Genomic DNA, 25,391 nt, shown 5'->3' on the forward strand with positions numbered 1-25,391 from the left:
AAAAATGCTATTTAAGAAAAAATACGCATTACGAAGAGAGTACGATGCAGCCTTGCTAAAATTGATGACGGAAACAAAAGGAAAATGGGAGTACTCTAAAAGAATTGAGCATTCCGTTATTGAAAAAGACAGTTTACTGTTTGCCCAAACCAAATTAGCTAAAGCGAAGTATTTTTATTTATTCAAAGAAGCAAAAAAAAGGAACATTAAAGGTGACACGTCTACTTTAGAATTCTTTAAGTAAACAAAAAATAAGGAGGAGCGAGGATGAGTAAGAAAACTAATGATGAAGAACAGCATCATCGCCCTCTATTTGAAGTTTTAAGTCAACATAGAAAGAGGGAAAAGGTTTCATTCCATGTACCTGGACACAAAAACGGTGTGAACTGGGATGAACACCTAACTTCTTTTCATACAATGCTTTCTTTTGACCAAACGGAAGTTTCAGAATTGGACTATTTGCATGAACCGGTTGGTGCTTTAAAAGAAAGTCAAGATTTATTAGGTAAACTGTATGGCAGCAAGAAAAGTTATTATTTGATTAATGGCTCGACTGTAGGTAATTTAGCAATGATTATGGGGTCAACAACTAAGGGAGATCAAGTATTTGTTGATCGAAACTGCCATCAATCCGTTATTCATGCATTAGAATTAGCAGAATTGCGTCCTATTTTTTTAACACCTGAACTGACAGACTCAGATACAACGCCTCTAGGAATTACTTTAGCATTGCTGGAAGAAGCTTTTACACACTATCCATCTGTAACAGCATTGATCATTACTTATCCTACATATGATGGAATGGTTTATCCTCTTGAAGAGTTAGTTGCCTATGCAAAAAAAAGAAAGTGCTTCGTTTTAGTAGATGAAGCTCATGGGCCGCACTTTACGCTAGGAGAACCATTTCCTGCATCAGCATTAGATTTAGGAGCAGATGTAGTGGTACAATCGGCACATAAGATGCTGCCTTCTCTTACACAAACAGCTTATCTACATCTTGGACATCATGTACCCTCTCATATAAAATACAAAATTGAACACTATTTGCATGTGTTTCAATCGAGCAGTCCATCTTATCCAATGATGCTCTCCTTAGAATACGCCCGCTATTTTCTAGCCTTTTTTAATGAAAATGACTTGAGAGCTACTTTAGCATATCGTGATTTGTGGAAAATTCAATTTGAAAAGGCTGGTCTAAAAATTTTTCAGAGTAGTGACCCGCTGAAACTAAGGGTATCTTGGGAAAATCATAGTGGTGAAGTGCTAGCGGCACAACTAGAAAAACAAGGTGTTTATAGTGAAAAGGTAGACCAGTTTACAGTTTTGCTAACCTTTCCATTATTAAAGCAAACGACCGAAGTAAGAGAGCCTTTTTCTATCCAATTACCGCAACACTCAAAAATTAGTGAAATCGAAAACAAAAAAATTGAATTCCCAATAGCTTCTTATACGGAACTAGACTTGAGTTATGAGAGTCAAGCGAGCAGTAGGATGAAGCGTGTTCTTTTAGTGGATGCTGAAGGGCAAATTGCTGCACAAAATATAACGCCCTATCCACCAGGCATCCCCTTTGTCTTAAAAGGGGAAAGAATTACAATTGAGCAGATCAGACAACTGAACCATTTTATCAAGCAGTCAATGAGAGTGGTTGGACTCGGAAATAAAATGGAACTCACTGTTTTTTCTGAAAATGACTGATTCTATGGTGAACAATAAAGAAAAGCTATTAGACTGTCAGCCATAGATACAGTATAATGAAAGTAGCTATAAAGCTAAATTAAGAAGTTAGGGGCTTAGAATAGTGAAAGGCACATTTATTACAATTGAAGGTCCCGATGGTGCAGGTAAAACCAGCGTTATAAAGAAATTGATCCCAATGTTGGTACAAGCAGTTCAACAAGAGATTGTTGCAACAAGAGAACCTGGCGGAAGTCGGATCGCCGAAGAAATTCGTGAACTTATTTTAAATCCAACGAATACTGAAATGGATATACGTACAGAGGCATTATTGTATGCAGCCGGTAGAAGGCAGCATTTAGTAGAAAAAATCATTCCAGCTTTAAAAGCCGGAAAAGTAGTGGTTTGTGATCGCTTTGTAGATAGTTCATTGGCTTATCAAGGAGTCGCTCGTGGTATTGGAACCTCTGAGGTAGCTGAAATAAACCAATTTGCAACAGAAAATCTTTCTCCTGACTTAACGCTTTATTTAGATATTGAAGCTCATGCGGGTTTAGAACGGATCAACCAAAATAAAAATAATCGCCAATTTGATCGTTTGGATCAAGAGACACTGGAATTTCATGAAAAGGTTCGATCGGCATATTTAACGATTGCAAAAGAGCAGTCTGAGAGAATTGTTCAGATTGATGCAAGCCAAGATTTAGAAACAGTTGTAGAACAATGTTACCATGTTATTATTGAGAAACTAAGAGTATAAAAAAGAGGGGTTGATGTGTGATGAAATTAATATTAGCGATAGTTCAAGATAAAGACGGAGGACGTCTGTCTAATGAATTTGTAGATGCAGGCATACGTGCAACCAAGCTTTCAACAACTGGAGGCTTTTTAAAAGCAGGAAACACAACTTTTATTATAGGTGTTGAGGAAGAACGTGTAGATGACGTGTTAGACCTTATTCGTAAAAATTGTCAATCTAGAGAACAATTTATGACTCCTCCTGTCAGTTTAGATGTTTCTATGGAAACAAATATGCCTTATCCAGTGGAAGTTCAAGTCGGTGGAGCTACTGTCTTTGTATTACCAGTTGATCAGTTTCAACAATTTTAAATCCGGGTCGTGATGAAAATCGAAGAAAAATTAATTTGGCTACAGCCTTTATTACTTAAGCAATTCAAAAAGACAGCACAACAAAAGCAATTAGCTCATGCGTACCTTTTTGAAGGCGTTTCAGGAACCGGTAAAAAAGAGATGAGTTTGTGGTTAGCAGCTAGTTTACTTTGCAAAGAAGGTTCTGAAAATCTCCCTTGTGAAAACTGCCAAAACTGCCGACGCGTCTTTGATCATCAACATCCAGATGTGATAGAAATTGTGCCAGATGGCTTATCTATAAAAGTAGAACAAGTTCGTAATTTAAAAGCGGAGTTTTCAAAAAGCGGAGTAGAAAGTCAACAGAAGATCTTCATTGTTGAAGATGTTGAAAAAATGACTCCAGGGGCTGCGAATAGTTTGCTCAAATTTTTAGAAGAACCTGAAGGTAGCGCCGTAGCATTTTTATTGACAACTGCTAAGAACCGGATACTCCCAACTATTTTATCGAGATGTCAGTTGGTTCATTTTCAATCTTTAACTAAAAAGAAATTGATGACTGAACTTGAAGCTAAAGGACTTTCAACTAATCAGGCATCATTGTTGGTGCAATTGACCAATAGTGTAGAAGAAGCGCTGGAACTGAATGAAGATGAGTGGTTTCAAGAAGCTAAAACAATTATTTGGAAATGGTTTACACTGATTACAAATAAAGATAATCAAAGTTTTGTTTATGTACAAACAACGATTATGCCTCATTTTAAGGATCGCGATGCACATCGAAGGTTAGTAGATTTAATTTTGTTAGCCTACCGAGATATATTGATGCTCCATTATGGTACAGTTGATGTATTAGCATATGCACGGTACCAAAAAGAATTAGATCACATTAAAACACAGTATTCAAGTAAAGCCATTGTGCAAGCTATTGAAGCAGTCTTACTCAGTCGCAAAAAACTAGAGAGCAATGTTAATGCTCAAGGTGTTTTTGAACAACTAGTTTTACAATTAATGAAGTAAAAAAGTATAAGATGGCTAAAACGATGATCCTAGCAAAGAGTGGGTGAAAATGGATGGACAAAAAAACTTTATATGATAGTTTTACTCAAATAGAACTTGATACGGATACTACTCTTCATCAAATTTCTAAAATTAAAAAAGAGGTTGAAACATTGGTCGAAGAGAATGCTACTCTTCGTATTGAAAATCAACACTTGAGAGACCGGTTAAGTGATCTTGAAAAGCTGCAACGATCAGATGAGGAAGTTGTGGAACCAGAAATGAGTAAATCGCGTTTAAATCTTGAAAAATTGTATGAAGACGGATTTCATGTGTGTAATGTATTTTATGGTTCAAGAAGAGTAAATGACGAGCCTTGCGCTTTTTGTTTAGATGTTATTTATGGCGAAAGAAGATAACCGCGAACTGAATAAAAAAGACTTGTAACCGTATGGATGAAATGGCTACAAGTTTTTTGTGTTTATCCTCGATTTTGATCATACAGCCGTTAGTTTAGTGGATGAGTAGTTAAAGAAGGTTCATATAAAAGACAACCGTTCCATGTTATAGTGAAATTAACTGAAAACGAAGGAGGAATTGCAGATAATGAAAGCTGTATCCATTAAAAATCCAGGTGGTAGCGAAGCATTAGAGATCCAAGAAAAACCAATTCCGGAAGCCAAAGAAGGTCAGTTGTTAGTTAAGGTTAAAGCCAGTGCTATAAATAGAACCGATATCATGACGCGCGAAAATAAACAATTGTCTAAGCCGTATCCAATATTAGGAGTGGAAGTTGCAGGGGTTGTAATTGAAAATAATAATGTGAATCATAAAGAATTGGTTCCTGGAACACGCGTTGCAGGACTAGTGAATCATGGTGGTTATGCAGAGTATGTAGCAATGCCTTCAGATCGCGCCATTATCATACCGGATAATATGAGCGATGAAGAAGCAGCAGCTATCCCAGAAGTTTTTCTAACGGCCTACCAAACCCTTTATTGGTTAGGGAATTTAAAACCAGAAGAAACGGTTTTGATTCATGCAGGAGCAAGTGGTGTAGGAACAGCGGTTATTCAGTTGGCAAAAAAGATGACCAAAGCACAAGTCATTGTTACTGCTGGTTCGGATGAGAAATTGCAGTTTTGTAAGGAACTGGGTGCAGATAAACTAATTAATTATAAAGAAGAAGAGTTTGATCAAATCGTACTAGACTACACTAAACAAAAAGGTGTTGATTTGATACTAGATTTCATTGGGGCTTCATATTGGAAAAAGAATTTTAACAGCATAAAAACCGATGGACGATGGATTGTTATCGGCGTATTAGGTGGAGCAATAGTCGAAAATGTCAATTTAGGTATGTTATTGCAAAAACGAATCACCCTAAAAGGTACGTTGCTAACACCGAGAAGCGATGAGTATAAAGCTCAGTTAACCAATGAATTTATTGAAAATGTTATGCCTTATTTTGAAAAAAAATTAATCAAACCTATTGTAGATACTATTTTTATGCTTGAGGATGTAGCCAAAGCTCATCGTTATATGGAAGAAAGTAAAAATACAGGAAAAATTATTTTGAAAATTAAAGAATAAACGAGTCACAAATAGAAAATTACTTACAACCTGTTGGGGAAAATACTATTTTATACAGTCAAAACGAAGATAATTGAAGGAAGTGTCATAGTGAATCAGTGGTTACAAGGTGATGAACGGATGGATCAGTTGCTCAGTCACAACTTATCCATCATCCAGAGCCCATCAGTCTTTTCATTTTCATTAGATGCAGTATTGTTAGCGGATTTTGCTCAACCTGCTAAACACAATCGCGCCAAAGTGGTTGATTTATGTGCAGGCAATGGAGTTGTTGGTTTATTGCTCAGTCAAAAAACAAGTAGTCCGATTATTGGAATTGAAATACAAGAAAGACTGGTTGGCATGGCAAAAAGAACGATCCAATTAAATGAACTAGAACACCAAGTTTCTATTCTCCATGGAAATTTAAGTGACGCAACCAAGTGGATTCAAAAAGATACTGTGGATACAGTGACGTGTAACCCACCATACTTTGCTGTGGGAGAAAAAAGTATAAAAAATCCTAATTCTCATTTAGCAATTGCCAGACATGAGTTGCATACGAATTTAGATGAGGTCATGAAAGTTTCGAGCGATCTATTGAAAATGAATGGGAAAGCTTACTTTGTCCATCGTCCTGATCGATTAATTGAAATTTTGGAAACCATGAAAAAACACCGAATTGCTCCTAAAAAGATGCGTTTGGTTTACCCTAAAGTTGGGAAAGAAGCCAATACATTGCTGATTGAAGGGATAAAAGATGGGAAAGATACAGGCTTTCGTGTTTTACCTCCGTTATTTGTATATAGTGAGGATAACAATTATCTACCAGAAGTGAGTGCGATGCTGCATGGAATCCGTTAGTTACTTTTATGTCTTATATTGTCAAGATGGTAGTTTGTATGGCGGATATACGACAGATCTTGAGAGAAGAGAATCAGAGCACAATCAAGGTGTTGGGGCTAAGTATACTAAGCCCCAAACGAGAAGACCGGTAAAAATGATTTATGCAGAAGGGTACTATTCTAGAAGCGAAGCGACAAAAGCAGAATATGCTTTTAAAAAACAAACAAGGAAAAATAAACTCATTTATTTAACCAATCAAGGAATTACGTTTCCCATTGAATCAACAAATCCTTGTTTAATAAATATGGAACAAATGAACATAAAGGAAGGTGAAAAAAATGCAGAGTCAAAAGAGTTTTGAGCAATCTCAAGGTGGAAGTTTATACCTTGTCCCTACGCCTATTGGCAATTTGGAAGATATGACGTTTAGAGGAGTAAGATTGTTAAAAGAAGTGGATTTGATTGCTTCTGAAGACACACGTACAACACAAAAATTGTTGAATCACTATGAAATAAAAACTCCTCAAATCAGTTTTCATGAGCACAATACACAAGAAAGAATCCATCAACTGATTGAAAAATTAGAAACGGGAATGATGATTGCGCAAGTAAGTGATGCAGGAATGCCTTCTATTAGTGATCCTGGTCATGAATTAGTGGTAGCTTGTATCCAAGCTGGGATTCCAGTTATTCCTTTGCCTGGAGCAAATGCTGGACTAACAGCATTGATTGCTTCAGGGATAAGCCCTCAGCCGTTTTATTTCTTTGGCTTTTTACCGCGTAAGAAAAAAGATCAACTCTTTGCTTTAGAAGAGTTGAATCATCGCCCTGAAACGATTATTTTATATGAATCGCCACACCGTTTAAAAGAAGTTTTGAAAAATATGTCAACCGTTTTTGGAATGAATCGCCGTATTGTTTGTTGCCGTGAATTAACGAAACGCTATGAAGAATTTATCAGAGGAACGATTGAAGAAGCGATTGAATGGTCTATGACAAATGAAATTAGAGGCGAGTTTTGTTTAATTATTGAAGGAAATAGTGAAGGAACTCTGCTAGCAGAAGAAGACACTAGTTGGGAAGATTTATCACTAAAAGAGCATGTTGATGTAATGATAAGCGACAGAGATATTACTAGTAAAGAGGCTATTAAAGAAGTTGCTAAATTACGAGGGTTAAAAAAACAAGAAGTCTATGCAGCATTTCATGAATTTTAGAGTTCTAAAAATAAGTTTAAAAAAGCATTTGCCTTCTTCATGGAATAGTCTTCCAGAGGAAAGCAAATGCTTTTTAATGCTATTAGTGCTTAAGTGCTAAGCTATTACCTAAAACCTAGCTGTTACGATTTTTTTTATCTTCTGCTAATAAATCGCGAATTTCTTTAAGGTATTGTTCCGCTACCGGAATTTCAACTTCATCAACAACTTCTTCGGCTTTTTTAAATTTATTTGCAGCATTATTAATGAGTTTAATAAAGATAAAAATAACAAGTGCAATTAGAATGAAATCCACAACTGCTTGCAAGAAAGCACCATATTCTAATTTAGCGCCTCCAACTTCGATGGATAGATTTTGGATATCCGTTCCACCGGTTAAAATACCTACAAGAGGCATAATAATAAAGTTGACAAGAGCAGTAACAATGGCAGTAAAGGCAGAACCAATAACAACACCGACGGCTAAATCAAGAACATTTCCTTTGAAAGCAAATTCTTTAAATTCGTCCATAAATTTTTTCATATTTCACCTCCATATAAGGATAAAACAAACATCTTTTAGCATTCAACTATCCTGTTCATTCATTTAACTATAACAGAAGGTTTGTTTTATTGTCAACCATCATGCAGAACACTTCATAAAATCAAATGAAATAATGCTTAAATAATAAAATTTCACTAAATTATTTTAAATGAATGAGGAGTTAGATGAAATAAGATATAATAACAGTAAGAAAAAGTTTTACAAGGAGGAAAAGAAATGAAAAAAAATTGGAGTCGTCTATTAATCATCTCTTTAAGCATGGTGGCATTAAGTGCTTGTGGAACGAATAATGAAAATGAAGGAGCAACTTCTGAAGCAACACAATCAGAGTCTGTTGTATCAGAATCAACTGTATCGGAGTCAACTGTATCCGAATCAACATCCTCACAAGCAACAGATTCATCAACAGAAGAAGTTTCATTACAAGAAACCTATAATAAAATGTATACAGATGGATTAGCTCAGTATGATGCTGAAAAATATGATGAAGCTGCAGGTACAATTGGCCTATTGCTACAAAATGACTTATCTGAGTACAATGATATCGAAACAAAAGCTACAAGTTTAAAAGAAGACATAACGTTTGCTCAAGCCCAAAAAGCTAAAGCAGATAAAGCTACAGCGCTTATTGAAAATTCTACTTATAAAACGGAACGAACTTCTGATTTAGCTGCTGAGGAATTTACAACAGCTACAGGTAAGGATATCAAAACTGCTTCAGATGACGAAATTGGTAGTTGGTTAACAGAAAAAGACACAGCTGCTAAGAAAGCAGCAGAAGAAGCTAGTAAAGAAACCACTGAAGCAACACCGACACCTGAAGAAGAGCTGAATACAGTATTAGATAAAGTTGTTTCGATTACTGGAATATCGCCAGAAGATAATCAGTTTTATGCAACGAAAACAACGGAACAAATCTATACAATTGAAATTCGTCATTCACATGAGGTGGATGGAGTAGGAATCTCAAATATGGTGGGCATGTTCGAATACAATTTAGCAACAAATGAATTGAAAAAAATGGATCCATTAACAGGTGAATACTCTGTATTCACTGGAACAGATTCTACTCTTTAGATACTAAAAAATAAGGAATTGAGATAACTATCTCAAGTCCTTATTTTTTTAATGTAATGTTCAACTGGATAGTTAGAGAGTGGTAAGTCAGTAGCTTCACCTGAGATAATTTGGCTTAACATGTGACCAATCAACGGGCCAGAAGTTAAACCTGAAGACCCTAAACCACTAGCTGTAAAAAGGTTAGGGTACTCGGGAACAACGCCAAAAAAAGGTGCAAAGTCAGACGTATAGGCTCTTGTCCCTACTCGTATTCCCGTAATGGTGGCATTTTTTAATCCAGGAGCAATATCTATCGCTTCTTCTAGCATGAGCTCTAATTTTTCTGTAGTAGGAGTTAAATCATAGCCGCCATCATTTTCATGTGTAGCTCCTACAATAATTTTTCCATTTGCGAAAGGTATGATATCCTTTTCACCATCAGGCATGATAACAGGCCAATTTGACATCTCTTCTTGTAAATGAAGTTGAATTAACTGTCCTTTTTGTGGACGAATATCAACGTTTAAACCAAGTGGAGCTAATAATTCGGGTAGCCAGGCACCAACTGCTAAAACAACAGTATCATACGTTTTAGCATGGGTTTTGGTATGGATAACATATTCACTTGAATTTGTGGAAGAAAGGGTGACTTTTTCTGAATAATACCCAAGACCATTAGATTGAGCTTGAGTGATCAGCTTTTCTGTCAATAAAGAGCCGTCAACTCGCGCACCACCTGAAGCAAATAAAGCCGAGTCTTCAGAGTCATATAATGGGAACTTAGCTTTGATTTCTTTCGGAGATAGAAGAGCCAGTTCCCCAATCTCTGAAGCGGTTTCTAAACGTTTGAGCGCTGTTTTTTCTAACTTTTTTAATAAACCAAGATTTTTTTTAAAGACTAAAGCACCTACTTGTTGATAAATATCTGAATGAGTAAGCGATTCGCCTAAATCATCCATTAGTTGTGGATAAAAAGCAGCTCCTTTTGAAGCCAGTTGGTACCATTCTTTATTGCGCCTTTGAGATAGCCATGGGCATATGATCCCAGCTGCAGCAGAAGTGGCTTGTCCTACACCATCGTCATAAAGAGTTACTTCATAATTTTTTTGACTAAGGTAAAATGCAGCGGTCGCGCCTACGATACCACCGCCGACTAGTGCAATTCGTTTACGTTGTGTCATTAATCCTCATCCTTTTCATTACAACCGTACTTTGCGTATAGGTATAAAAAAATTCTTTATATCATTCTTGGATCAACTATCCAAGACCAATAAAAAGAATCATAATATGACTAAGTATAAAACAAATAGTAATTTTTATAAATGAGATTTACTGAAAGAATGGAAAAACTTATCGTTCATTATGAAAAGTGGTCACTTTTAACGAGTATCTCAAACTAGTTAAACTATTATGGAGATTGGGACATGATTTGATGAAACAATACCTTTAGCTATTTTTTCTAAATCAAGAAGTTCATTGATTTTTTCTGGTGATAGCCAATTCTTTTCAAGGAGAATATGGCGAATGGAACGTCCAGTTTGTAAAGATTCTTTTGCTAATTCACTTGCCTTTTGATAACCGATCAAAGGACAAAGAGCGGTAACGATTCCGGGACTTTGTTCAACTTGATTCCGACAGTGTGCTTCATTGGCAGTAATGCCGATAATGCAGTTATCTGTTAAGGTCATCACGGCATTTGTCAGCAGTTCTATAGAGCTGAAAAGATTCCGGAAAATAATAGGTTCAAATGGATTTAGTTCAAGTTGACCAGATTCGGCAGCCATGGTAATCGTAAGATCATTTCCTATAATTTGAAAAGCTACTTGAGAGACGACTTCTGGAATGACCGGGTTAACTTTTCCAGGCATGATTGAAGAGCCATTTTGCATTGCGGGCAAATTGATTTCTCCGAAACCCGTTTTTGGGCCGCTAGACAATAAACGGAGGTCATGGCACATTTTAGAGAGAGTAACAGCAGCTGTTTTTACAACTCCTGAAACACGAACGAATCCATCAACGTTTTGAGTAGCATCGTATAAATCATCAGCTTGCTGTAAGGGCAACTTCAGTTCATGGGCAAGATTTTTGGCAATTGTCGCTGAATAACCTGCTGAGGCATTAATGCTATTTCCAATAGCTGTAGCGCCAATGTTAAGAGTATACATCTCACTTGTTATCGTAGTTAACTGTTGAATGTCACGTTGAACAGCGGATTGATAGGCTTTGAAAGAACGTCCCAAAGTTGTAGGTACAGCATCTTGCAATTGCGTTCTTCCCATTTTAATAACGTTTGAAAATTCTGTTGCTTTTCGCTCCAATGTTTTTTCTAAAGAGGTAAGAGTTGAGATGAGTTGTGGCAGCAGTTCTAAGACCGTTAGCTTTCCGGCTGTTGGAAAAACATCATTCGTTGATTGAGAACAGTTCACGTGATCATTAGGGTGTACCAGTTCATAAGTTTCTTTTGTTCCTCCAAGAATTTCACTGGCACGGTGTGCAATAACTTCATTCATATTCATATTTGCTGAAGTTCCGGCACCTCCTTGAATAGCATCAACAATAAAATCATCTTGAAAGTGTCCCGCAATAATTTCATCACTTGCTTTACAGATAGCTTCTGCAATTGAAGCGGATAGGTTTTTTTCTTGATAATTAGTGAGTGCAGCTATTTTTTTTATGAGTGCTAATTTTTTTATGAGGATAGGATGCAGCATTTCACCAGATAAGGAAAAATTTTTTTTTGCTCTTAGAGATTGTACTCCGTAATAAGCTTCATTTGGAATGGGTAAGCTGCCGATTGAGTCAAATTCTATTCGTGTATTCATTTCTGTCACACTCCTCAAATGTAGGGTAAAAGACTTTTGTAAAAATCTATTTTTAAAAGATACCATGCTGGAACCGAGGAGTAAATAGCCAAAGAATAAGAAAAAACAAATGATTGGTATAGGTGTTTTTTAAATTAGATAATACGATATTTGACTGATTAAACTTTGTTTTATTAAGCGTAAAGTTTTTTAAGTTTGAAATGTCTACCTCAATCTGTATAATCTAAATAGAAAGAAAATCTTAAGAAAAGGATGGGATAAAATGGATAGTATTGATAAACAGATTATTCAATTATTGGGAGATAATGCACGAGCATCATTAAAAGAGATTGCTGCTGAAACATTTTTATCCTCTCCAGCCGTCTCTGCACGGATTGCTCGTTTAGAGAATGAAGGGATTATTACAGGCTATTCAGCTCAAATAAATTTACATAAGTTAGGTTATCATATTACTGCGTTCATCAATTTGGAATTGAGCCCTAAGCAAAAACCAACATTTTATCCATTTGTAAAAGCGTGTCCTAATATTCTTGAATGCAATTGTGTAACCGGAGAGTACTCCATGCTTTTAAAAGTAGCTTTTCCATCTACAGTTGAGCTGGATGGGTTTATCGGTGAATTACAGCAGTTTGGAAAAACTTATACACAGATTGTTTTTTCAACTAGCATAGAACCAAGAGGGATTCAGTTAAAAGAATAGAAGGACATAAAAAAGATCTCGCTTTCTATGGGAAAGTGAGATCTTTTTTTATTTTATGGCTAAGTTTTATCGAATCTGTCCTTCACCAAAGATAATGTATTTGGATGAAGTCAGTTCATTTAGACCCATTGGTCCACGGGCATGTAATTTTTGAGTGCTTATTCCAATTTCTGCACCAAATCCAAATTCGAAACCATCCGTAAAACGAGTAGAAGCATTAATGTAAACAGCAGCAGAGTCAACTTCGCGATGAAATTGGAGACCTGAAGCATAATCATCTGTCACGATGGCTTCAGAATGGCCAGTACTGTAACGGTCAATGTGTTCAATCGCTTCATCTAGAGAAGAAACGACCTTAACAGCTAAGATAAAGTCTAAGAATTCTGTTTCCCAGTCTTCTTGAGTAGCTGGTATGGCTTTTTTTAAATAGGATAAGGCTTTTTCATCTGCTCTTAATTCAACATTCCACGGAGCTAAAGCTTTTTCAATTACAGGCAAAAAGCTTTCCGCTACGTCTTCATGAATCAATAAGGTTTCAGCAGCATTGCATACAGAAGGTCTAGAACATTTGGCGTTTACAATAATATCAGTTGCCATTGCTAATTGAGCATCTTTATCAATATAGATATGGCAATTTCCTGTTCCAGTCTCAATTACAGGGACGGTAGCTGTTTCTAAAACGGCTTGAATTAATTTTGCTCCACCACGTGGAATCAAAACATCCAAATAACGATTTAATCGCATCATTTCGTTAGAACTTTCGCGTGTGATATCTTCAACCAATTGAATCGTTGTAGCAGGAAAAACTGTTGTTTCAAGTGCATCTTGCAAGATGCGAACGAGCGCTTTATTTGAATGGATGGCTTCCTTACCGCCCCGTAAAATGACCGCGTTACCGGCCTTGAAACACAATGATCCTGCGTCGGTCGTTACATTTGGACGAGATTCATAAATGATCCCAATGACTCCTAATGGAACACGTTGTTTTCCAATCGTCAATCCAGCTTCGTTTTTCCACATTCCATCAACTTTTCCAATTGGATCGGGTAAGTCGGCTATTTTAAGGATTCCATCAGCCATAGCTTCGATGCGTTCCTTAGTTAAGATTAAACGATCCATCATATTTTCTGATATTCCGTTTTCTTTAGCAGCTGTTAAATCTACCTTATTTGCTGTAAGAATAGTGTCTGTGTGAGCAATCAAAGCTAGGCTCATTAATTTTAATGCTTCATTTTTTTCAGGTGAAGTAGCTCTTGCAAGCGAGCGTGCCGCTTTCTTTGCTTTTTCACCTAATTGAATCAATGTTTCCATAAAAACACTCCTTCTAATTTAGTCAGCTGAGAATAAGGTTCCTATTTGTTTGCCATCAATAATATCAAAAATAATCGTGGGGTCTTCACCATTAGCCAATACCATTTGACTGGTATTTTTTAAAATATGATTAGCAGCAATCAACTTGGTAGACATTCCGCCAGTTCCATAGCTAGATCCTTTTCCACCCGCAAGAGCGTATAAGTCATCCGTAATGGTGTGAATTTCGTGAAAGAGAACAGCGTCAGGCTCATCGTTTGGGTTTTTATCATAAAACCCGTCAATATCTGATAACATAATCAGCAAATCAGCGTCCGTAATTTCTGCAACAATAGCGGATAGACGATCGTTATCACCGAATTTAGTTAAGTGATCCAATTCATCAACTGCAACAGTATCATTTTCATTTACGATTGGAATAATACCTTTTACAAGCAATTGTTCAAAAGTGTTAATTGCGTTTAGACGGCTAGTTGGAAATTCTACAATATCACGTGTCATTAAAACTTGGCCGATGATTTGTCCATAGCCGTAAAAGAATTTACTGTATAAATTCATCAATTCGGTTTGGCCTACAGAAGCTACAGCTTGTTGTTCGGGAATTGTTCTTGGTCGCTCACTAAGATGCAGACGAGAGATACCTACTCCCACAGCTCCAGAAGATACTAGAATTACTTCTTTACCTTGGTTTTTTAAATCAGATAAGACAAAAGCTAATTTTTCTAAACGTTGTAAATTAATAGTACCATTAGGATACATGATTGTGCTGGTTCCAACTTTTACAACGATCCGTTTACAAGAAGATAATAATTGTCGAGAAGTAGTCGTCATTTTTTTCATCCATTCTATACTTGATAAACCTGAAATAGTTGTTTTGATTTAACCAATAACGTCATTAAATCATCATCTACTCTATTCCTTTTATTTTACCAGTTTCTAAGACAAAAAACTAATTTTTCTCATTTTTGTACTTTCTGAGGTAGAAGAGTTTTTTTCATTTAAGGGACATTAATGTGTAAAAGAATTTGATGAAACTTGTACTTGAGAACAGCACTCTATCACCGTACCGTAAATGCTCTATACGTACTGTATGTGCCAACTAAAACGAAGCATACGGTACTTAAAAGCCCTATACGTACCATAAGCGTCAATTAAAACGAATCATATGGTACTTAAAAGCCCTATACATACTGTATGTGCCAATTAAAACGGATCATACGGTACTTAAAAGCCCTAAACGTACCGTAAGCGTCAATTAAAACGAATCATATGGTACTTAAAAGCCCTATACATACTGTATGTGCCAATTAAAACGAATCATATGGTACTTAAAAGCCCTATACATACTGTATGTGCCAATTAAAACGGATCATACGGTACTTAAAAGCCCTAAACGTACCGTAAGTGCCAATTAAAACGAAACATACGGTACTTAAAAGCCCTATACGTACCATAAGCGCCAATTAAAACGGATCATACGGTACTTAAAAGCCCTAAACGTACCGTAAGTGCCAATTAAAATGAAGCATACGGTACTTAAGAGCATTATACGTACCAAAAGCTAAAAAAATCGCCAAGCAGAAAGGCTGTTTCCAGTCTTTCACTTGACGATTTTTATTTTTAGAGTTTTTTATAAGAGTTTAGGGAATCAAAAATCATTTATTTAACAACCGCTTTAAAACGTTTTATTCATTTTACGCATAATGAATTTTTGTAGTTCAACTACTATAAGAATAGTAAGTGATAGTCCAATAGCGATCAACCAATGCATCATACTGATAGCAACTAAGTTAAAAATACCAGCTAAGAATGGTACAGTAGCCACTAGAGTAATCAATGCAATTGAGAGCATTGCTAACCAGAACAAGTTCATGTTGGATGTGATCCCAACTTTGAAAATAGATTCTTTGCTACGTGCATTGAAAATATGCAGTACAGAAGACCAACCAAGAATTAAAAATGCCATTGTTTGACCAACTTCATGACTTGCGGTAATCGAAGAATCAATATCAATAAATGAGCCAACATAGAAACCAATAAGAGTCGTAATGGTGAACGTTAGAGCTGCAATCGCAATATTTCGATAGCCGCCTTTAGCGAAGATGCTTTCACCTTTAGCTGTTGGTTCATTAGTCATAATAGTTGGATCAGCTTTTTCTCTGCTTAATGCAAAACCAGGAATTCCATCCGCTACTACATTAACAAATAGTAGTTGGATAGCAATGACTGGTAAGCCCCAGCCCATAATAACAGCAATTAACATAATGAGAATTTCTGAAATGTTACATGATAATAGGAAATAAACGGTTTTTTTGATGTTTTCATAAACACGTCTACCTTCTTCAACAGCATGAACAATGGTATCAAATTTGTCATCGGTCAAGATCATGTCCGAAGCACTTTTAGCAACCTCAGTACCGGTAATTCCCATAGCAGTACCAACATCAGCTGCTTTTAAGGCGGGTGCATCATTGACACCGTCTCCGGTCATGGCTACAACTTCTCCATGTGATTGCCAAGCTTTAACGATTCGAATCTTGTCTTCAGGAGACACACGTGCATAAACGGAATAATCACGAATGGTTTCTTTTAATTTTTCATCTGAAAGTTTACCTAATTCAGCACCTGTGATGGCTTTATCGCCTTCTTCAAAAATACCGATTTGATTAGCAATAGCAGAAGCTGTAGCAGCATGGTCACCAGTAATCATAATGGTTTTAATACCAGCGGACTTGGCTTCTTTAACGGCTTGGATACTTTCTTCTCTTGGAGGATCAATCATTCCAACGATCCCAGCAAATGTAATCCCATCTTCAAGTTCTTCGGGACTTAAATCTTCTGGAAGTGTGTCGTATGTTTTATATCCAACAGCAATAACACGTAAAGCATCATTAGCAAATGAGTCATGGATATCTCGTGCATTTTGACCTACTTCATCTGTAATAGACGAAAATTCAACGGGTAAACGATCAAAAGCTCCCTTAGTAATGGAAATGTAATGCCCATCTATCTCATGAACAGTCGTCATCAACTTACGACTAGAATCAAAAGGGATTTCGTGTACACGTGGATAAGACGCATCTAAATCATCTTTTTGCAGTCCTTTTTTCTGTAGCAAGCGGATAATCGCTGTTTCAGTAGGATCTCCACTAATAACTTCCTCGCCATCACGATCTTCAATAGCCGCATTTGAGGCTAGGCTCATCATCTTAAGAACCCATTTTTCATCATCGCCAAACTCATTTTTTACATTTATTGGTTTATGAGGAAAAGCCCAAAGCTTTTGAATGGTCATTTGATTTTGAGTTAATGTTCCTGTTTTATCTGAAGCAATAACAGAAGCACTACCTAAAGTTTCAACGGAAGGGATGGTCCGGATGATCGCATTACGATCTACCATGTTTTTCACACCATTAGCTAATGAAATAGTGACGATAACAGGTAAGGTTTCAGGAACGGCTGCAACAGCAAGTGATACAGCTGTCATTAGGCTAAGGATAAAAGCTTCTCCTTGAAGGAAGCTTAAAGTGAAAATAATGATCCCAGCAATTAAAGCTATAACACTTACTTGTTTTCCTAAACCATCCATTCTAGATTGTAAAGGTGTTTTTCCTTGTTTGGTACTGTTCAATAAGTTTGCAACAGAACCCATTTCTGTTTCCATACCAGTTGTTACAACGATAGCTTTTGCTCGTCCATTGGTAACTAAGGTTCCAGAAAAAACCGTATTAAATACGTCACCAACAGGGCTGTCTTCTTCAATTTCGGCGTTTTCGTCTTTTTCAACGGGCACACTTTCGCCAGTTAAAGCAGACTCTTCGACTTGTAAATCACCACTAGAAATTAAGCGAGCATCTGCAGGTATTTGATCACCTGCTTCTAATAGTATAATGTCTCCTGGTACTAACTCGATAGCGTCAACAACGTCTTCTTGACCATCTCGTATAACGCGCGCTTGTGGAGCAGATAAACTCTGCAGCGAAGCCAAAGCTTTTTCCGCTTTTCCTTCCTGTCTTAGAGCAATAACAACGTTGATGACAATAATAGAGAAGATGACAATAGGTTCTGAGAAATCGTCGGGGTGTTCAGTGATGGCAATATACGTGGAGATAATTCCGGCAAGGATCAAGATAATAACGGTGACATCTTTTAGTTGATCAAGAATCTTTGAAAATAAAGAAACACTTTCCTCTTCATCAAATTGGTTGGCACCAAATTGTTTTTTGTGTTCTTCTACTTCCTTCGGGGATAACCCTGTTTCTGCGTTACTGTTGAACTGTGATATAATGGAATCTAATTTTTTTGTTCTAAAATCCATAACATTCCTCCTAATAAGTATTTTTAACAAAATGGATGTAACAAGTAAGTTAGACAAGCAACCACTTGTTTGTTTATATAAGTATACCAATTTTTTTTTGTTTTTGTCAAGTTAGGAGCTTGAAAAAAAGTAAGTAATATTAAAAAATTAGTAGGGCAATATTAATTTAGGCAAAAAAAAACCCACCCATATAAAAAGGGTGGTAGAGGAGTCATTGCCATTTACTTTGGAGGAGAAAAGGCAATATAAAAAAGTTGGTTGTTATTGGTATAAGTAAACTATAACGATAAGTTATGAAGAAAATGTGATGAAAGTTTTATATATCTCTTAAGGTAATGGTAAAAATAAAAAAGCTACCTCAATTAAGAGATAGCTAGGGGATAAGACTCTTTTCAATAGGGGGAGAAAAGAGAGTGAAAATAAATTCAGTTTATTTTAACAACACCTATAATTTATCATAACCAACTAAATATCCTATGATAAACAAGTAAAAAATTTAATGGAATTAAATTAAAAATTAATTATTTAATCCTTAATCCGCTAAAGCATTCACGATTGCTTTATTAAAAGCGGGAAGATCTTCTGGTGTACGGCTGGAGATAATGCCGCTTTCGTCTTCTACAACTTCGCTGTCCTCAAATAATGCACCTGCATTTTTTAAGTCGACGCCCACTTGTTTAACAGCCGTCATTTTTTTGCCTTTAACAACTTCAGCGTTAATAAGAAGTTGTGGACCGTGGCAAATTGAAAAAATAGGTTTTTTAGCATCAGCGAATGCCTTGGTAAACGCTAAAAATCGATCATCTGATCTTAATTGATCTGGTGAAAAACCACCGGGAATCAATAGTGCATCGAACTCTTCCGGTGAAACATCATCAATACCTTTATCAATGGTAATGGTGGTTTCTCCTTTTTTACCGGTAACAGTATTTCCTTCTTTTTTCTCGATAGTGATCACTTGATGACCGGCATTTGTTAAAGCCTCTTTTGGAGAAGTGAATTCGACATCTTCAAATAAATTGGTCACAACTGTTGCAATTTTCTTTCCCATGTATAATCCCTCTTTCCTTAAAATTTAACTACAATAAGTGTAACGCAGATGAAAAGTGTCTTCAAGTAATAGGCTTTTCTACGTAAAGTAATCGCTAACATAGTCTTATCTTTTTTATCAAGTACATGTTATCATTAAATAATAAAAGGTAGAATGGAGTTGGAAAGAGATGAATATTGCATTTATTGCTCATGATAAGAAAAAAGACGAAATGGTAAAATTAACTACAGCTTATCGAGAAATTATCAAGGATCACCAAATATTTGCGACAGGAACTACTGGACAGCGGATTATTGAAGCAACTGGTTTAGATGTTCATCGCTTTAAATCAGGCCCACTTGGTGGAGACCAACAAATCGGGGCATATGTATCGGACAATAAAATTGATTTAGTTATATTTTTGAGAGATCCGTTAACGGCACAACCGCATGAACCAGATATTTCAGCATTGCTTAGGTTATGTGATGTCTATGAGATACCTTTAGCAACAAACCTCGGAACAAGTGAAATTTTATTACGAGGCTTAGGAAATGGCTTTATGGAATGGCGCAAAGTACAACGGGAAGCCCAATTAAAAGAGCTAGAAGAATATGAATAAAAAGATGGAGCTGGGACAATTTCCTAGCTCCATCTTTTTATTTACAAGCCACATTTTAATTGAGCATTGCAGTTAGTACAAGTATTGCAACCGCCTAAATCTTCTACTGTTCCTTGTCGACAGATGGGACAAGTATCTCCAACTTCATTTCCATACTTGTTTTGTTCGCTAATAGGAGCGACTTGAACCGTTTTTTGTGCTGAGGGTGACAATTCTTCTTTGGTTTCTTCATCCCATATTGTTTCTTCAGCTTTTAAGGTCAAGACTTGTGTATCACGGCTACCATCTACATAAACTGTGCCGCCTTTTGCTCCGCCTTTATAAAGACGCTCATAAATGGACTGAACTTGTTCCACTGTATACCCTCTAGGAGCATTGACTGTTTTAGAAATAGAACTGTCAATCCATCGTTGAATCGTACATTGAACATCAACATGAGCTTCCGGTTTTAGGCTCATTGCAGAAACAAATTGTTTAGGCAACCGTTCAGGATCCGTTTCTGGATGATAATCTAGGTATTCTTGAACGATATCAGCCTTTACTTCGATAAATTTACCCAAGCGTCCGCTTCTAAAATAACTGAAAGAATAGTAGGGTTCAAGACCAGTGGAAACACCAACCATGGTACCTGTCGAACCTGTTGGAGCGACCGTTAATAAATGTGAATTGCGTATCCCATGTCTCATAATCCCTTCATGGATATGTCTTGGCATTTTCTTCATATAACCAGATTGAAGGAACTTTTCCCTTAGACTAGTGGTCTCTGCTTCAGTTTTTCCAATTAGAAATGGAAAGCTGCCTCGTTCTTTTGCTAACTCGATAGAAGCCTCATAGGCAGAAACCGCAATAACTTCAAATAGCTTATCTACTAACTGATTTCCTTCTTGAGAACCGTATTCTGCGCCACAGTAAATCAATAAGTCAGCGAGCCCCATAATGCCTAAACCAACACGGCGTTCGCCTAAAGCTTGTTTTTCGTTTTCTGCTAAGAAGTAAGGAGTGGCATCAATCACGTTATCTTGCATACGTACACCGACTTGAACGGTTTGCTTTAATTTATCAAAGTCAATTGTTCCAGATTTCTTATTTGCCATTTCAGCTAGATTGACAGCTGCTAAATTACAAACAGAATAAGGAGCAAGAGGCTGTTCGCCACACGGATTTGTAGCAACGATTTTTTGACCATAAGCAGAAGCATTCGTCATCTGATTTGCATTATCGATAAAGAAAATGCCAGGTTCAGCAGCGTAAGTCGCACAAATAGTAATGAGTTTCCATAATTCACGAGCAGGGATGGTTCGATACGTATGAACACGATGCCCTGAAGCTTCCCATTCACGGACATCGCCAACTTCTGACCAACGAGCATTGTATTCTTCCATTTCCTTTGAGCTGTATGTTTCGACGGCAGGGAAGCGAAGAGGGTAGTCTGCGTCTTTTTCAACAGCCTCCATAAAATCAGTTGTTAGACAAACTGAAATATTTGCTCCAGATAAAAAGTCTGGATCGTGTACACTGTATGTGCCGCCTTCGTTTAATTTAGCCGCCGCTTCTTTTATTAAAGTTGCATCAAATCCACCATAACCAGGTACATTTTTATAATTTAAAATGCTTTGATACATAGCGATTTCACGTTCAGTAAAAGGTGTGAACTGTAACTTATCGGTAGCTAATTTCTTTATTTGATCGTCTGTTGTATTTTCAATCAAATAACGTAGAATACGAGGGTTTTGCATTTTTGAAATAATGAATTCAAGAATATCTGGATGCCAATCAGCTAACATAATCATTTGAGCTCCGCGACGACTGCCTCCTTGTTCCACCAAATGAGTCAACTTAGCGATGTCATCTAACCAAGAAACAGCTCCTGAGGATTTGCCATTCACCCCACGTGCTAGCGTATGACGTGGGCGAAGTGTAGAACCGTTTGTTCCAACGCCGCCGCCACGGCTCATGATTTCCATTACTTGTTTTCGATGATCTGAAATACCTTCGCGTGAGTCAGGGACAAAGGGCATCACATAACAATTGAAGTAAGTGACGTCAGTTTCTGAGCCCGCGCCATATAAAACGCGACCTGCCGGAACAAAATTCAAATTCTTTAGTTCTTCATAAAAAGCAGTGTAAGCATCCTTTCTTTTTTCGGGAGTTGATTCGATAGCCGCTAAACCTGTTGCGTTTCGTTTTGCAATTTGTTCGTAAAAGATTTCAAGTGGTTTTTCAATCACATCTAAGCTGCAAGTGATCAGCCCTGTTTTTTGTTCATGCTCCTCTTCAATGGATCCTCGGAATTCCTCATCAATTAAAATTGAAGCAGTGTGGTTAGAATAGTTGATGCTTGTAACAAATCCAGTGCCTCTTGTAGGGTATTGAGGGTCAGCTTTAATCGTTAAAACAACTAAGTCTCCGATAGAAAGAGTAGACTTAGAAATGTCTTTAAATGAATAACGATCTAACATAACTAAACGGGAAACACCTTTATAGGTTAAACTCATATCATCCGTTATTGGATGGACTTGTGGGAAAGCTTGTATAGCCTCATTTAATTTGTCGATATTTAGGTGCACATTTGTAGAGGTATTTGCAATCATGGGTATCACTCCTTAATAATGTATGTAAATCAATAGATAGAAATGAAAATACTATATGTCGTTATACGATTCTTATATTACACTATATGTAGTGTTTTTGCATTAAAAAAGAGAATGAAAAATCATGAAAAGTAAAAATATTGAAGCGAAAACAACTCGCTTCAATCTTTTACAAAACTTTTTCAAAAAATAAATTAAAAAAATAGTTGACGTTACTGTTCGCCATTTAAAAAATCAAGTGCATAGTTGACATGTAATTCTGTAGCGATAGCTAATCCGCGTTCATCAATATCAAAATTTTCGTGGTGATGTCCATACCACGTCTCCGGATTAGAAGGGTCTTTTGTTCCAACACGAGCATAAACGCCTTCTGCAACAGCCAAAAAGTCAGCGAAATCATCTGCTCCTAAGCTTTTTGGATTATCTTGAATGATATTTTTTGCGCCTACAATGTCAGCTCCAACACGAGCTGCACGACTTGCCGCAGTTTGGTGATTGATAAGTGGAGCAGCCGCATCGTAATTTTCAAATTCAACTGTAGTACGATGGGCTGTTGCCACATCTCGTGCCACACGTTCAACAGCCTCTAAGACAAATTGACGTGTTGTGTGGCTGAAAGTACGAACTGTTCCTTCAAGAGAAGCTTCATTGGCAATAATATTGTAACGAGTTCCGGCATTTAATACGCCTACAGCAACTACGACATTATCTAAGGGACTAACTTCGCGAGCAACAATGCTTTGTAATTCGACAGTAATAGCAGCAGCAGTCAGTAAAGCATCTCTTCCTAAATCTGGTCTAGCAGCATGCCCACTTTCGCCAGTCACTTTAATTTTAAAAATATCACAAGATGCATTCGTTGGACCAGCAGTAGAAACGATTTTTCCAGTTTCAATAGAAGAGTCGACATGGATACCAAAAACTTGATCGACATTGTGAACAAACCCGCCAGATACAAATTGTCTTGCACCAGCGCCGATTTCTTCAGCTTGTTGGAAAGCTAATTTGATAGTGCCTGCAAAATCTGCTTCGTGATTTTTTAAAATTTTTGCGGCCCCTAATAAAGCTGAGGTATGGCCATCATGACCGCAAGCATGATGTAAGCCTTCATTAAGTGACTTGTAGGGTTTATCTTTTGCGTCTTCTAATTCAAGAGCATCAATATCAGCTCTTAAAAGAATGGTTTTTCCAGGTCCTTTCTGGCCATTTATTATTCCGATAGCTCCTGTTTCACCAACAGATTCGTAAGGGATTTCTAATTTATCTAATTGATTTTTGATGAATTTAATCGTTTCATATTCTTTTAAGCTTGGTTCAGGATGTTGGTGAAGATAACGACGCAATGCAATAACCTCTTGAGCTCCTTGTTGAACTTCTTCGTGTATTGTAGATTGAGTAAGTAGTGTTGACATTAATGATCATCCTCTCTAATTTAGTTGACACTTTCTATTTGTATCTAATTACCAAACTGGAATAGAAGAACCTTTTGATGTTTCTGCGATGACTTCTTTTGTATCTTCTGCTTGATAAGCTTCTATAATTTTTTGGAACACTTCATTATCTTTATCTTCTTCTCTTGAAACAATCGTATTGTAATAAGGATCAGATGATTCAGTAACCGGTTCTAAGAAAACTGCATCTTCAGTTGGAATGAAGCCAGCATCAACGGCCATTCCGCTATTAATAACGGAAGCAGTCACATCTTCTAAAGCACGAGCAGTTTGAGAAGAGTCCAATGTTTCAAATGTTAAATTCAAAGGGTTGGAAGTAATATCTTCGACTACAGGGATTTGTTTTTTTGCAGGATCAACTTCAATTAAACCGGCTGTTTGAAGTAATAGTAAAGCTCTTCCTTCGTTAGATACATCATTTGGAATAGCAATCACATCATTTTCTTTTATTTCAGATACGTCTTTAATCGTTGATGAATAAATACCAAGAGGAGCGATAACCGTATCAGCTATAGCGACTAAATTTTCTCCATGGTCTTCATTAAATGAATCCATAAAAATTTTAGTTTGAAACGAGTTTAAATCTAATTCTCCTTCAGCAAGAGCGACATTTGGTGTAGCGTAATCCGTAAATTTAACTAATTCAATCTCAACGCCGTCCGAGGCTAATTTTTCTTTCACAAAATCCCAAACTTCATTCACTTCACCAACTACTCCAATTTTAATGGGTTCAGATGCTTTAGCATCTGAAGTCGCATCCGTTCCACAAGCTGTTGTTACCAGAAGTCCTAATGCTAATGTTAATCCTAAAAATCCTTTTTTTAATCTTTTCATGTTATTTTCCTCCAATGTCATCTAGTGACTCGTTTTTTTAACTAACGTATTTCCTATAAATTGACTAATAAAAACAATCAGTAAAATAATAATGGTTGCGACTAATGTCACATCGTTCTGGAAACGATTGTACCCTCGAGAGATGGCTAAATTTCCTAACCCGCCGCCTCCAATGGCTCCAGCCATGGCTGTTAAACCAATCAAGTTAATAATGGTTACTGAAGAGACACGAATAATGGCTGTCAGTCCTTCTTTTAAATACACACGAAAAATGATTTCTAAAGGGCTGGAACCCATAGATTCTGCAGCCTCTATAACGCCAGGATCAACTTCTAGAAGAGCATTTTGAATTTGTCTTGCAAAGAAAGGCACAGTTCCAATGACCAAAGGGACAATAGCCGCGGTTGTTCCAATTGATGTATCAACAAGAAAACGGGTAAAGGGAACAACTAGAGCCATCATAATAATGAATGGCAAAGAACGAAAGAGATTAACGATTTGATCGAGTAAACGGTAAAGGCGCGGTCTTTCTAAAATGCCACCGCGGTCTGTGACAACAAGAATAACGCCTAAAATTAAACCAAGGATACCTGCAATAAATCCTGTAACAGTTACCATGTACAATGTTTGTAAAGTACTTTCAATAATTTCCTCTTTTAACGGAATAACATTTTCAAAATAGGTTGTAAGAAATTCAGTCATAGTCGTTCAC

24 protein-coding genes are annotated in these 25,391 nt (G+C 36.8%); 13 read left to right on the forward strand and 11 right to left on the reverse strand.

Annotation, left to right across the window (positions count from 1 at the left end):
- The first annotated feature begins 4 nt into the window (after positions 1–4).
- The 10 genes from BLT48_RS10085 to rsmI all read left to right on the forward strand — a co-directional run bounded on the left by BLT48_RS10085 (position 5) and on the right by rsmI (position 7,400).
- Entirely contained in the window at positions 5–244 is a 240-nt protein-coding gene (locus BLT48_RS10085) for a YaaL family protein (RefSeq protein WP_035021222.1), read from the forward strand.
- Positions 245–267: 23 nt separating this feature from the next.
- Complete coding sequence (locus BLT48_RS10090; protein ID WP_089977701.1) at positions 268–1,698, forward strand: aminotransferase class I/II-fold pyridoxal phosphate-dependent enzyme; 1,431 nt, start codon at positions 268–270, stop codon at positions 1,696–1,698.
- Positions 1,699–1,801: 103 nt separating this feature from the next.
- Entirely contained in the window at positions 1,802–2,437 is a 636-nt protein-coding gene (tmk, locus tag BLT48_RS10095; RefSeq protein ID WP_035021225.1) for a dTMP kinase, read from the forward strand.
- 20 nt (positions 2,438–2,457) lie between these two features.
- Entirely contained in the window at positions 2,458–2,787 is a 330-nt protein-coding gene (gene darA, locus BLT48_RS10100) for a cyclic di-AMP receptor DarA (RefSeq protein ID WP_035024045.1), read from the forward strand.
- A 12-nt stretch (positions 2,788–2,799) separates the two neighbouring features.
- Positions 2,800–3,786 (forward strand): DNA polymerase III subunit delta', encoded by a 987-nt coding sequence (gene holB, locus BLT48_RS10105; RefSeq protein WP_089977704.1) that lies wholly within the window; start codon positions 2,800–2,802, stop codon positions 3,784–3,786.
- A gap of 53 nt (positions 3,787–3,839) precedes the next feature.
- Positions 3,840–4,184, forward strand: a complete 345-nt coding sequence (locus tag BLT48_RS10110) for an initiation-control protein YabA (RefSeq protein ID WP_035021230.1) — start codon at positions 3,840–3,842, stop codon at positions 4,182–4,184.
- A 187-nt stretch (positions 4,185–4,371) separates the two neighbouring features.
- Positions 4,372–5,358 carry an NAD(P)H-quinone oxidoreductase gene (locus BLT48_RS10115; protein ID WP_089977706.1) on the forward strand — a complete coding sequence of 329 codons (987 nt, stop codon included), beginning with the start codon at positions 4,372–4,374 and terminating at the stop codon, positions 5,356–5,358.
- A 120-nt stretch (positions 5,359–5,478) separates the two neighbouring features.
- Positions 5,479–6,201, forward strand: a complete 723-nt coding sequence (locus BLT48_RS10120; RefSeq protein ID WP_089978755.1) for a tRNA1(Val) (adenine(37)-N6)-methyltransferase — start codon at positions 5,479–5,481, stop codon at positions 6,199–6,201.
- On the forward strand, positions 6,188–6,544 hold the full coding sequence (locus tag BLT48_RS10125; protein WP_089977709.1) for a GIY-YIG nuclease family protein: 357 nt from the start codon (positions 6,188–6,190) through the stop codon (positions 6,542–6,544). The genes BLT48_RS10120 and BLT48_RS10125 overlap by 14 nt, the downstream gene beginning before the upstream one ends.
- Positions 6,522–7,400, forward strand: a complete 879-nt coding sequence (gene rsmI / locus BLT48_RS10130; RefSeq protein ID WP_089977712.1) for a 16S rRNA (cytidine(1402)-2'-O)-methyltransferase — start codon at positions 6,522–6,524, stop codon at positions 7,398–7,400. Before BLT48_RS10125 ends, rsmI begins: the two co-directional genes overlap by 23 nt.
- Positions 7,401–7,515: 115 nt before the next feature.
- Here the strand turns inward: rsmI and mscL are convergent, their stop codons facing one another.
- Positions 7,516–7,923, reverse strand: a complete 408-nt coding sequence (gene mscL / locus BLT48_RS10135; RefSeq protein WP_089977715.1) for a large conductance mechanosensitive channel protein MscL — start codon at positions 7,921–7,923, stop codon at positions 7,516–7,518.
- A 237-nt stretch (positions 7,924–8,160) separates the two neighbouring features.
- Here mscL and BLT48_RS10140 point away from each other — a divergent pair, with 237 nt between their 5' ends.
- Positions 8,161–9,021: a hypothetical protein gene (locus tag BLT48_RS10140; protein ID WP_089977718.1), complete on the forward strand. Its 861-nt coding sequence runs from the start codon at positions 8,161–8,163 to the stop codon at positions 9,019–9,021.
- A 32-nt stretch (positions 9,022–9,053) separates the two neighbouring features.
- On the opposite strand, the gene BLT48_RS10145 is transcribed toward BLT48_RS10140, so the two are convergent.
- Both BLT48_RS10145 and BLT48_RS10150 read right to left on the reverse strand, forming a co-directional pair.
- Positions 9,054–10,184, reverse strand: coding sequence for an NAD(P)/FAD-dependent oxidoreductase (locus tag BLT48_RS10145; protein ID WP_089977721.1), 1,131 nt, complete (start codon positions 10,182–10,184; stop codon positions 9,054–9,056).
- Positions 10,185–10,403: 219 nt separating this feature from the next.
- Positions 10,404–11,825, reverse strand: coding sequence for an aspartate ammonia-lyase (locus BLT48_RS10150; RefSeq protein WP_089977724.1), 1,422 nt, complete (start codon positions 11,823–11,825; stop codon positions 10,404–10,406).
- Positions 11,826–12,087: 262 nt separating this feature from the next.
- On the opposite strand from BLT48_RS10150, the gene BLT48_RS10155 reads away from it, so the two are divergent.
- Positions 12,088–12,525, forward strand: a complete 438-nt coding sequence (locus BLT48_RS10155; protein WP_035021249.1) for an Lrp/AsnC family transcriptional regulator — start codon at positions 12,088–12,090, stop codon at positions 12,523–12,525.
- A gap of 66 nt (positions 12,526–12,591) precedes the next feature.
- Here the strand turns inward: BLT48_RS10155 and BLT48_RS10160 are convergent, their stop codons facing one another.
- The 4 genes from BLT48_RS10160 to BLT48_RS10175 form a co-directional block, all read right to left on the reverse strand.
- Positions 12,592–13,836: a glutamate-5-semialdehyde dehydrogenase gene (locus tag BLT48_RS10160; protein WP_089977726.1), complete on the reverse strand. Its 1,245-nt coding sequence runs from the start codon at positions 13,834–13,836 to the stop codon at positions 12,592–12,594.
- An 18-nt stretch (positions 13,837–13,854) separates the two neighbouring features.
- Positions 13,855–14,676 (reverse strand): glutamate 5-kinase, encoded by an 822-nt coding sequence (proB, locus tag BLT48_RS10165; protein ID WP_089977728.1) that lies wholly within the window; start codon positions 14,674–14,676, stop codon positions 13,855–13,857.
- Positions 14,677–15,511: 835 nt separating this feature from the next.
- The gene (locus BLT48_RS10170) at positions 15,512–18,154 is read right to left on the reverse strand and encodes a cation-translocating P-type ATPase (RefSeq protein ID WP_089977731.1); all 2,643 of its coding nucleotides are present in this window, start codon (positions 18,152–18,154) and stop codon (positions 15,512–15,514) included.
- Between the two features lie 532 nt (positions 18,155–18,686).
- Positions 18,687–19,205: a type 1 glutamine amidotransferase domain-containing protein gene (locus BLT48_RS10175; RefSeq protein WP_089977734.1), complete on the reverse strand. Its 519-nt coding sequence runs from the start codon at positions 19,203–19,205 to the stop codon at positions 18,687–18,689.
- 169 nt (positions 19,206–19,374) lie between these two features.
- Here BLT48_RS10175 and mgsA point away from each other — a divergent pair, with 169 nt between their 5' ends.
- Positions 19,375–19,803, forward strand: a complete 429-nt coding sequence (gene mgsA / locus BLT48_RS10180; protein WP_035021260.1) for a methylglyoxal synthase — start codon at positions 19,375–19,377, stop codon at positions 19,801–19,803.
- A 41-nt stretch (positions 19,804–19,844) separates the two neighbouring features.
- Here mgsA and BLT48_RS10185 read toward each other — a convergent pair whose 3' ends face one another.
- From BLT48_RS10185 to BLT48_RS10200, 4 genes are all read right to left on the reverse strand, one after another.
- Positions 19,845–22,394: a vitamin B12-dependent ribonucleotide reductase gene (locus BLT48_RS10185; protein ID WP_089977736.1), complete on the reverse strand. Its 2,550-nt coding sequence runs from the start codon at positions 22,392–22,394 to the stop codon at positions 19,845–19,847.
- Between the two features lie 212 nt (positions 22,395–22,606).
- Complete coding sequence (locus BLT48_RS10190; protein WP_089977739.1) at positions 22,607–23,806, reverse strand: amidohydrolase; 1,200 nt, start codon at positions 23,804–23,806, stop codon at positions 22,607–22,609.
- Between the two features lie 48 nt (positions 23,807–23,854).
- On the reverse strand, positions 23,855–24,679 hold the full coding sequence (locus tag BLT48_RS10195; RefSeq protein WP_089977740.1) for a MetQ/NlpA family ABC transporter substrate-binding protein: 825 nt from the start codon (positions 24,677–24,679) through the stop codon (positions 23,855–23,857).
- Positions 24,680–24,700: 21 nt separating this feature from the next.
- Positions 24,701–25,381, reverse strand: coding sequence for a methionine ABC transporter permease (locus BLT48_RS10200; RefSeq protein WP_089977743.1), 681 nt, complete (start codon positions 25,379–25,381; stop codon positions 24,701–24,703).
- Positions 25,382–25,391: the final 10 nt, after the last annotated feature.

It is taken from the genome of Carnobacterium viridans (assembly GCF_900102725.1).
GTDB classification, from domain to species: Bacteria; Bacillota; Bacilli; order Lactobacillales; family Carnobacteriaceae; genus Carnobacterium_B; species Carnobacterium_B viridans.

Coding starts and splice junctions, on each gene's coding strand:
- BLT48_RS10085 (WP_035021222.1), top strand. CDS start 5: ATGCTATTTAAGAAAAAATACGCATTACGAAGAGAGTACGATGCAGCC.
- BLT48_RS10090 (WP_089977701.1), top strand. CDS start 268: ATGAGTAAGAAAACTAATGATGAAGAACAGCATCATCGCCCTCTATTT.
- darA (WP_035024045.1), top strand. CDS start 2,458: ATGAAATTAATATTAGCGATAGTTCAAGATAAAGACGGAGGACGTCTG.
- holB (WP_089977704.1), top strand. CDS start 2,800: ATGAAAATCGAAGAAAAATTAATTTGGCTACAGCCTTTATTACTTAAG.
- BLT48_RS10110 (WP_035021230.1), top strand. CDS start 3,840: ATGGACAAAAAAACTTTATATGATAGTTTTACTCAAATAGAACTTGAT.
- BLT48_RS10115 (WP_089977706.1), top strand. CDS start 4,372: ATGAAAGCTGTATCCATTAAAAATCCAGGTGGTAGCGAAGCATTAGAG.
- BLT48_RS10120 (WP_089978755.1), top strand. CDS start 5,479: ATGGATCAGTTGCTCAGTCACAACTTATCCATCATCCAGAGCCCATCA.
- BLT48_RS10125 (WP_089977709.1), top strand. CDS start 6,188: ATGGAATCCGTTAGTTACTTTTATGTCTTATATTGTCAAGATGGTAGT.
- rsmI (WP_089977712.1), top strand. CDS start 6,522: ATGCAGAGTCAAAAGAGTTTTGAGCAATCTCAAGGTGGAAGTTTATAC.
- mscL (WP_089977715.1), bottom strand. CDS start 7,923: ATGAAAAAATTTATGGACGAATTTAAAGAATTTGCTTTCAAAGGAAAT.
- BLT48_RS10140 (WP_089977718.1), top strand. CDS start 8,161: ATGAAAAAAAATTGGAGTCGTCTATTAATCATCTCTTTAAGCATGGTG.
- BLT48_RS10145 (WP_089977721.1), bottom strand. CDS start 10,184: ATGACACAACGTAAACGAATTGCACTAGTCGGCGGTGGTATCGTAGGC.
- BLT48_RS10150 (WP_089977724.1), bottom strand. CDS start 11,825: ATGAATACACGAATAGAATTTGACTCAATCGGCAGCTTACCCATTCCA.
- BLT48_RS10155 (WP_035021249.1), top strand. CDS start 12,088: ATGGATAGTATTGATAAACAGATTATTCAATTATTGGGAGATAATGCA.
- BLT48_RS10160 (WP_089977726.1), bottom strand. CDS start 13,836: ATGGAAACATTGATTCAATTAGGTGAAAAAGCAAAGAAAGCGGCACGC.
- proB (WP_089977728.1), bottom strand. CDS start 14,676: ATGAAAAAAATGACGACTACTTCTCGACAATTATTATCTTCTTGTAAA.
- BLT48_RS10170 (WP_089977731.1), bottom strand. CDS start 18,154: ATGGATTTTAGAACAAAAAAATTAGATTCCATTATATCACAGTTCAAC.
- BLT48_RS10175 (WP_089977734.1), bottom strand. CDS start 19,205: ATGGGAAAGAAAATTGCAACAGTTGTGACCAATTTATTTGAAGATGTC.
- mgsA (WP_035021260.1), top strand. CDS start 19,375: ATGAATATTGCATTTATTGCTCATGATAAGAAAAAAGACGAAATGGTA.
- BLT48_RS10185 (WP_089977736.1), bottom strand. CDS start 22,394: ATGATTGCAAATACCTCTACAAATGTGCACCTAAATATCGACAAATTA.
- BLT48_RS10190 (WP_089977739.1), bottom strand. CDS start 23,806: ATGTCAACACTACTTACTCAATCTACAATACACGAAGAAGTTCAACAA.
- BLT48_RS10195 (WP_089977740.1), bottom strand. CDS start 24,679: ATGAAAAGATTAAAAAAAGGATTTTTAGGATTAACATTAGCATTAGGA.
- BLT48_RS10200 (WP_089977743.1), bottom strand. CDS start 25,381: ATGACTGAATTTCTTACAACCTATTTTGAAAATGTTATTCCGTTAAAA.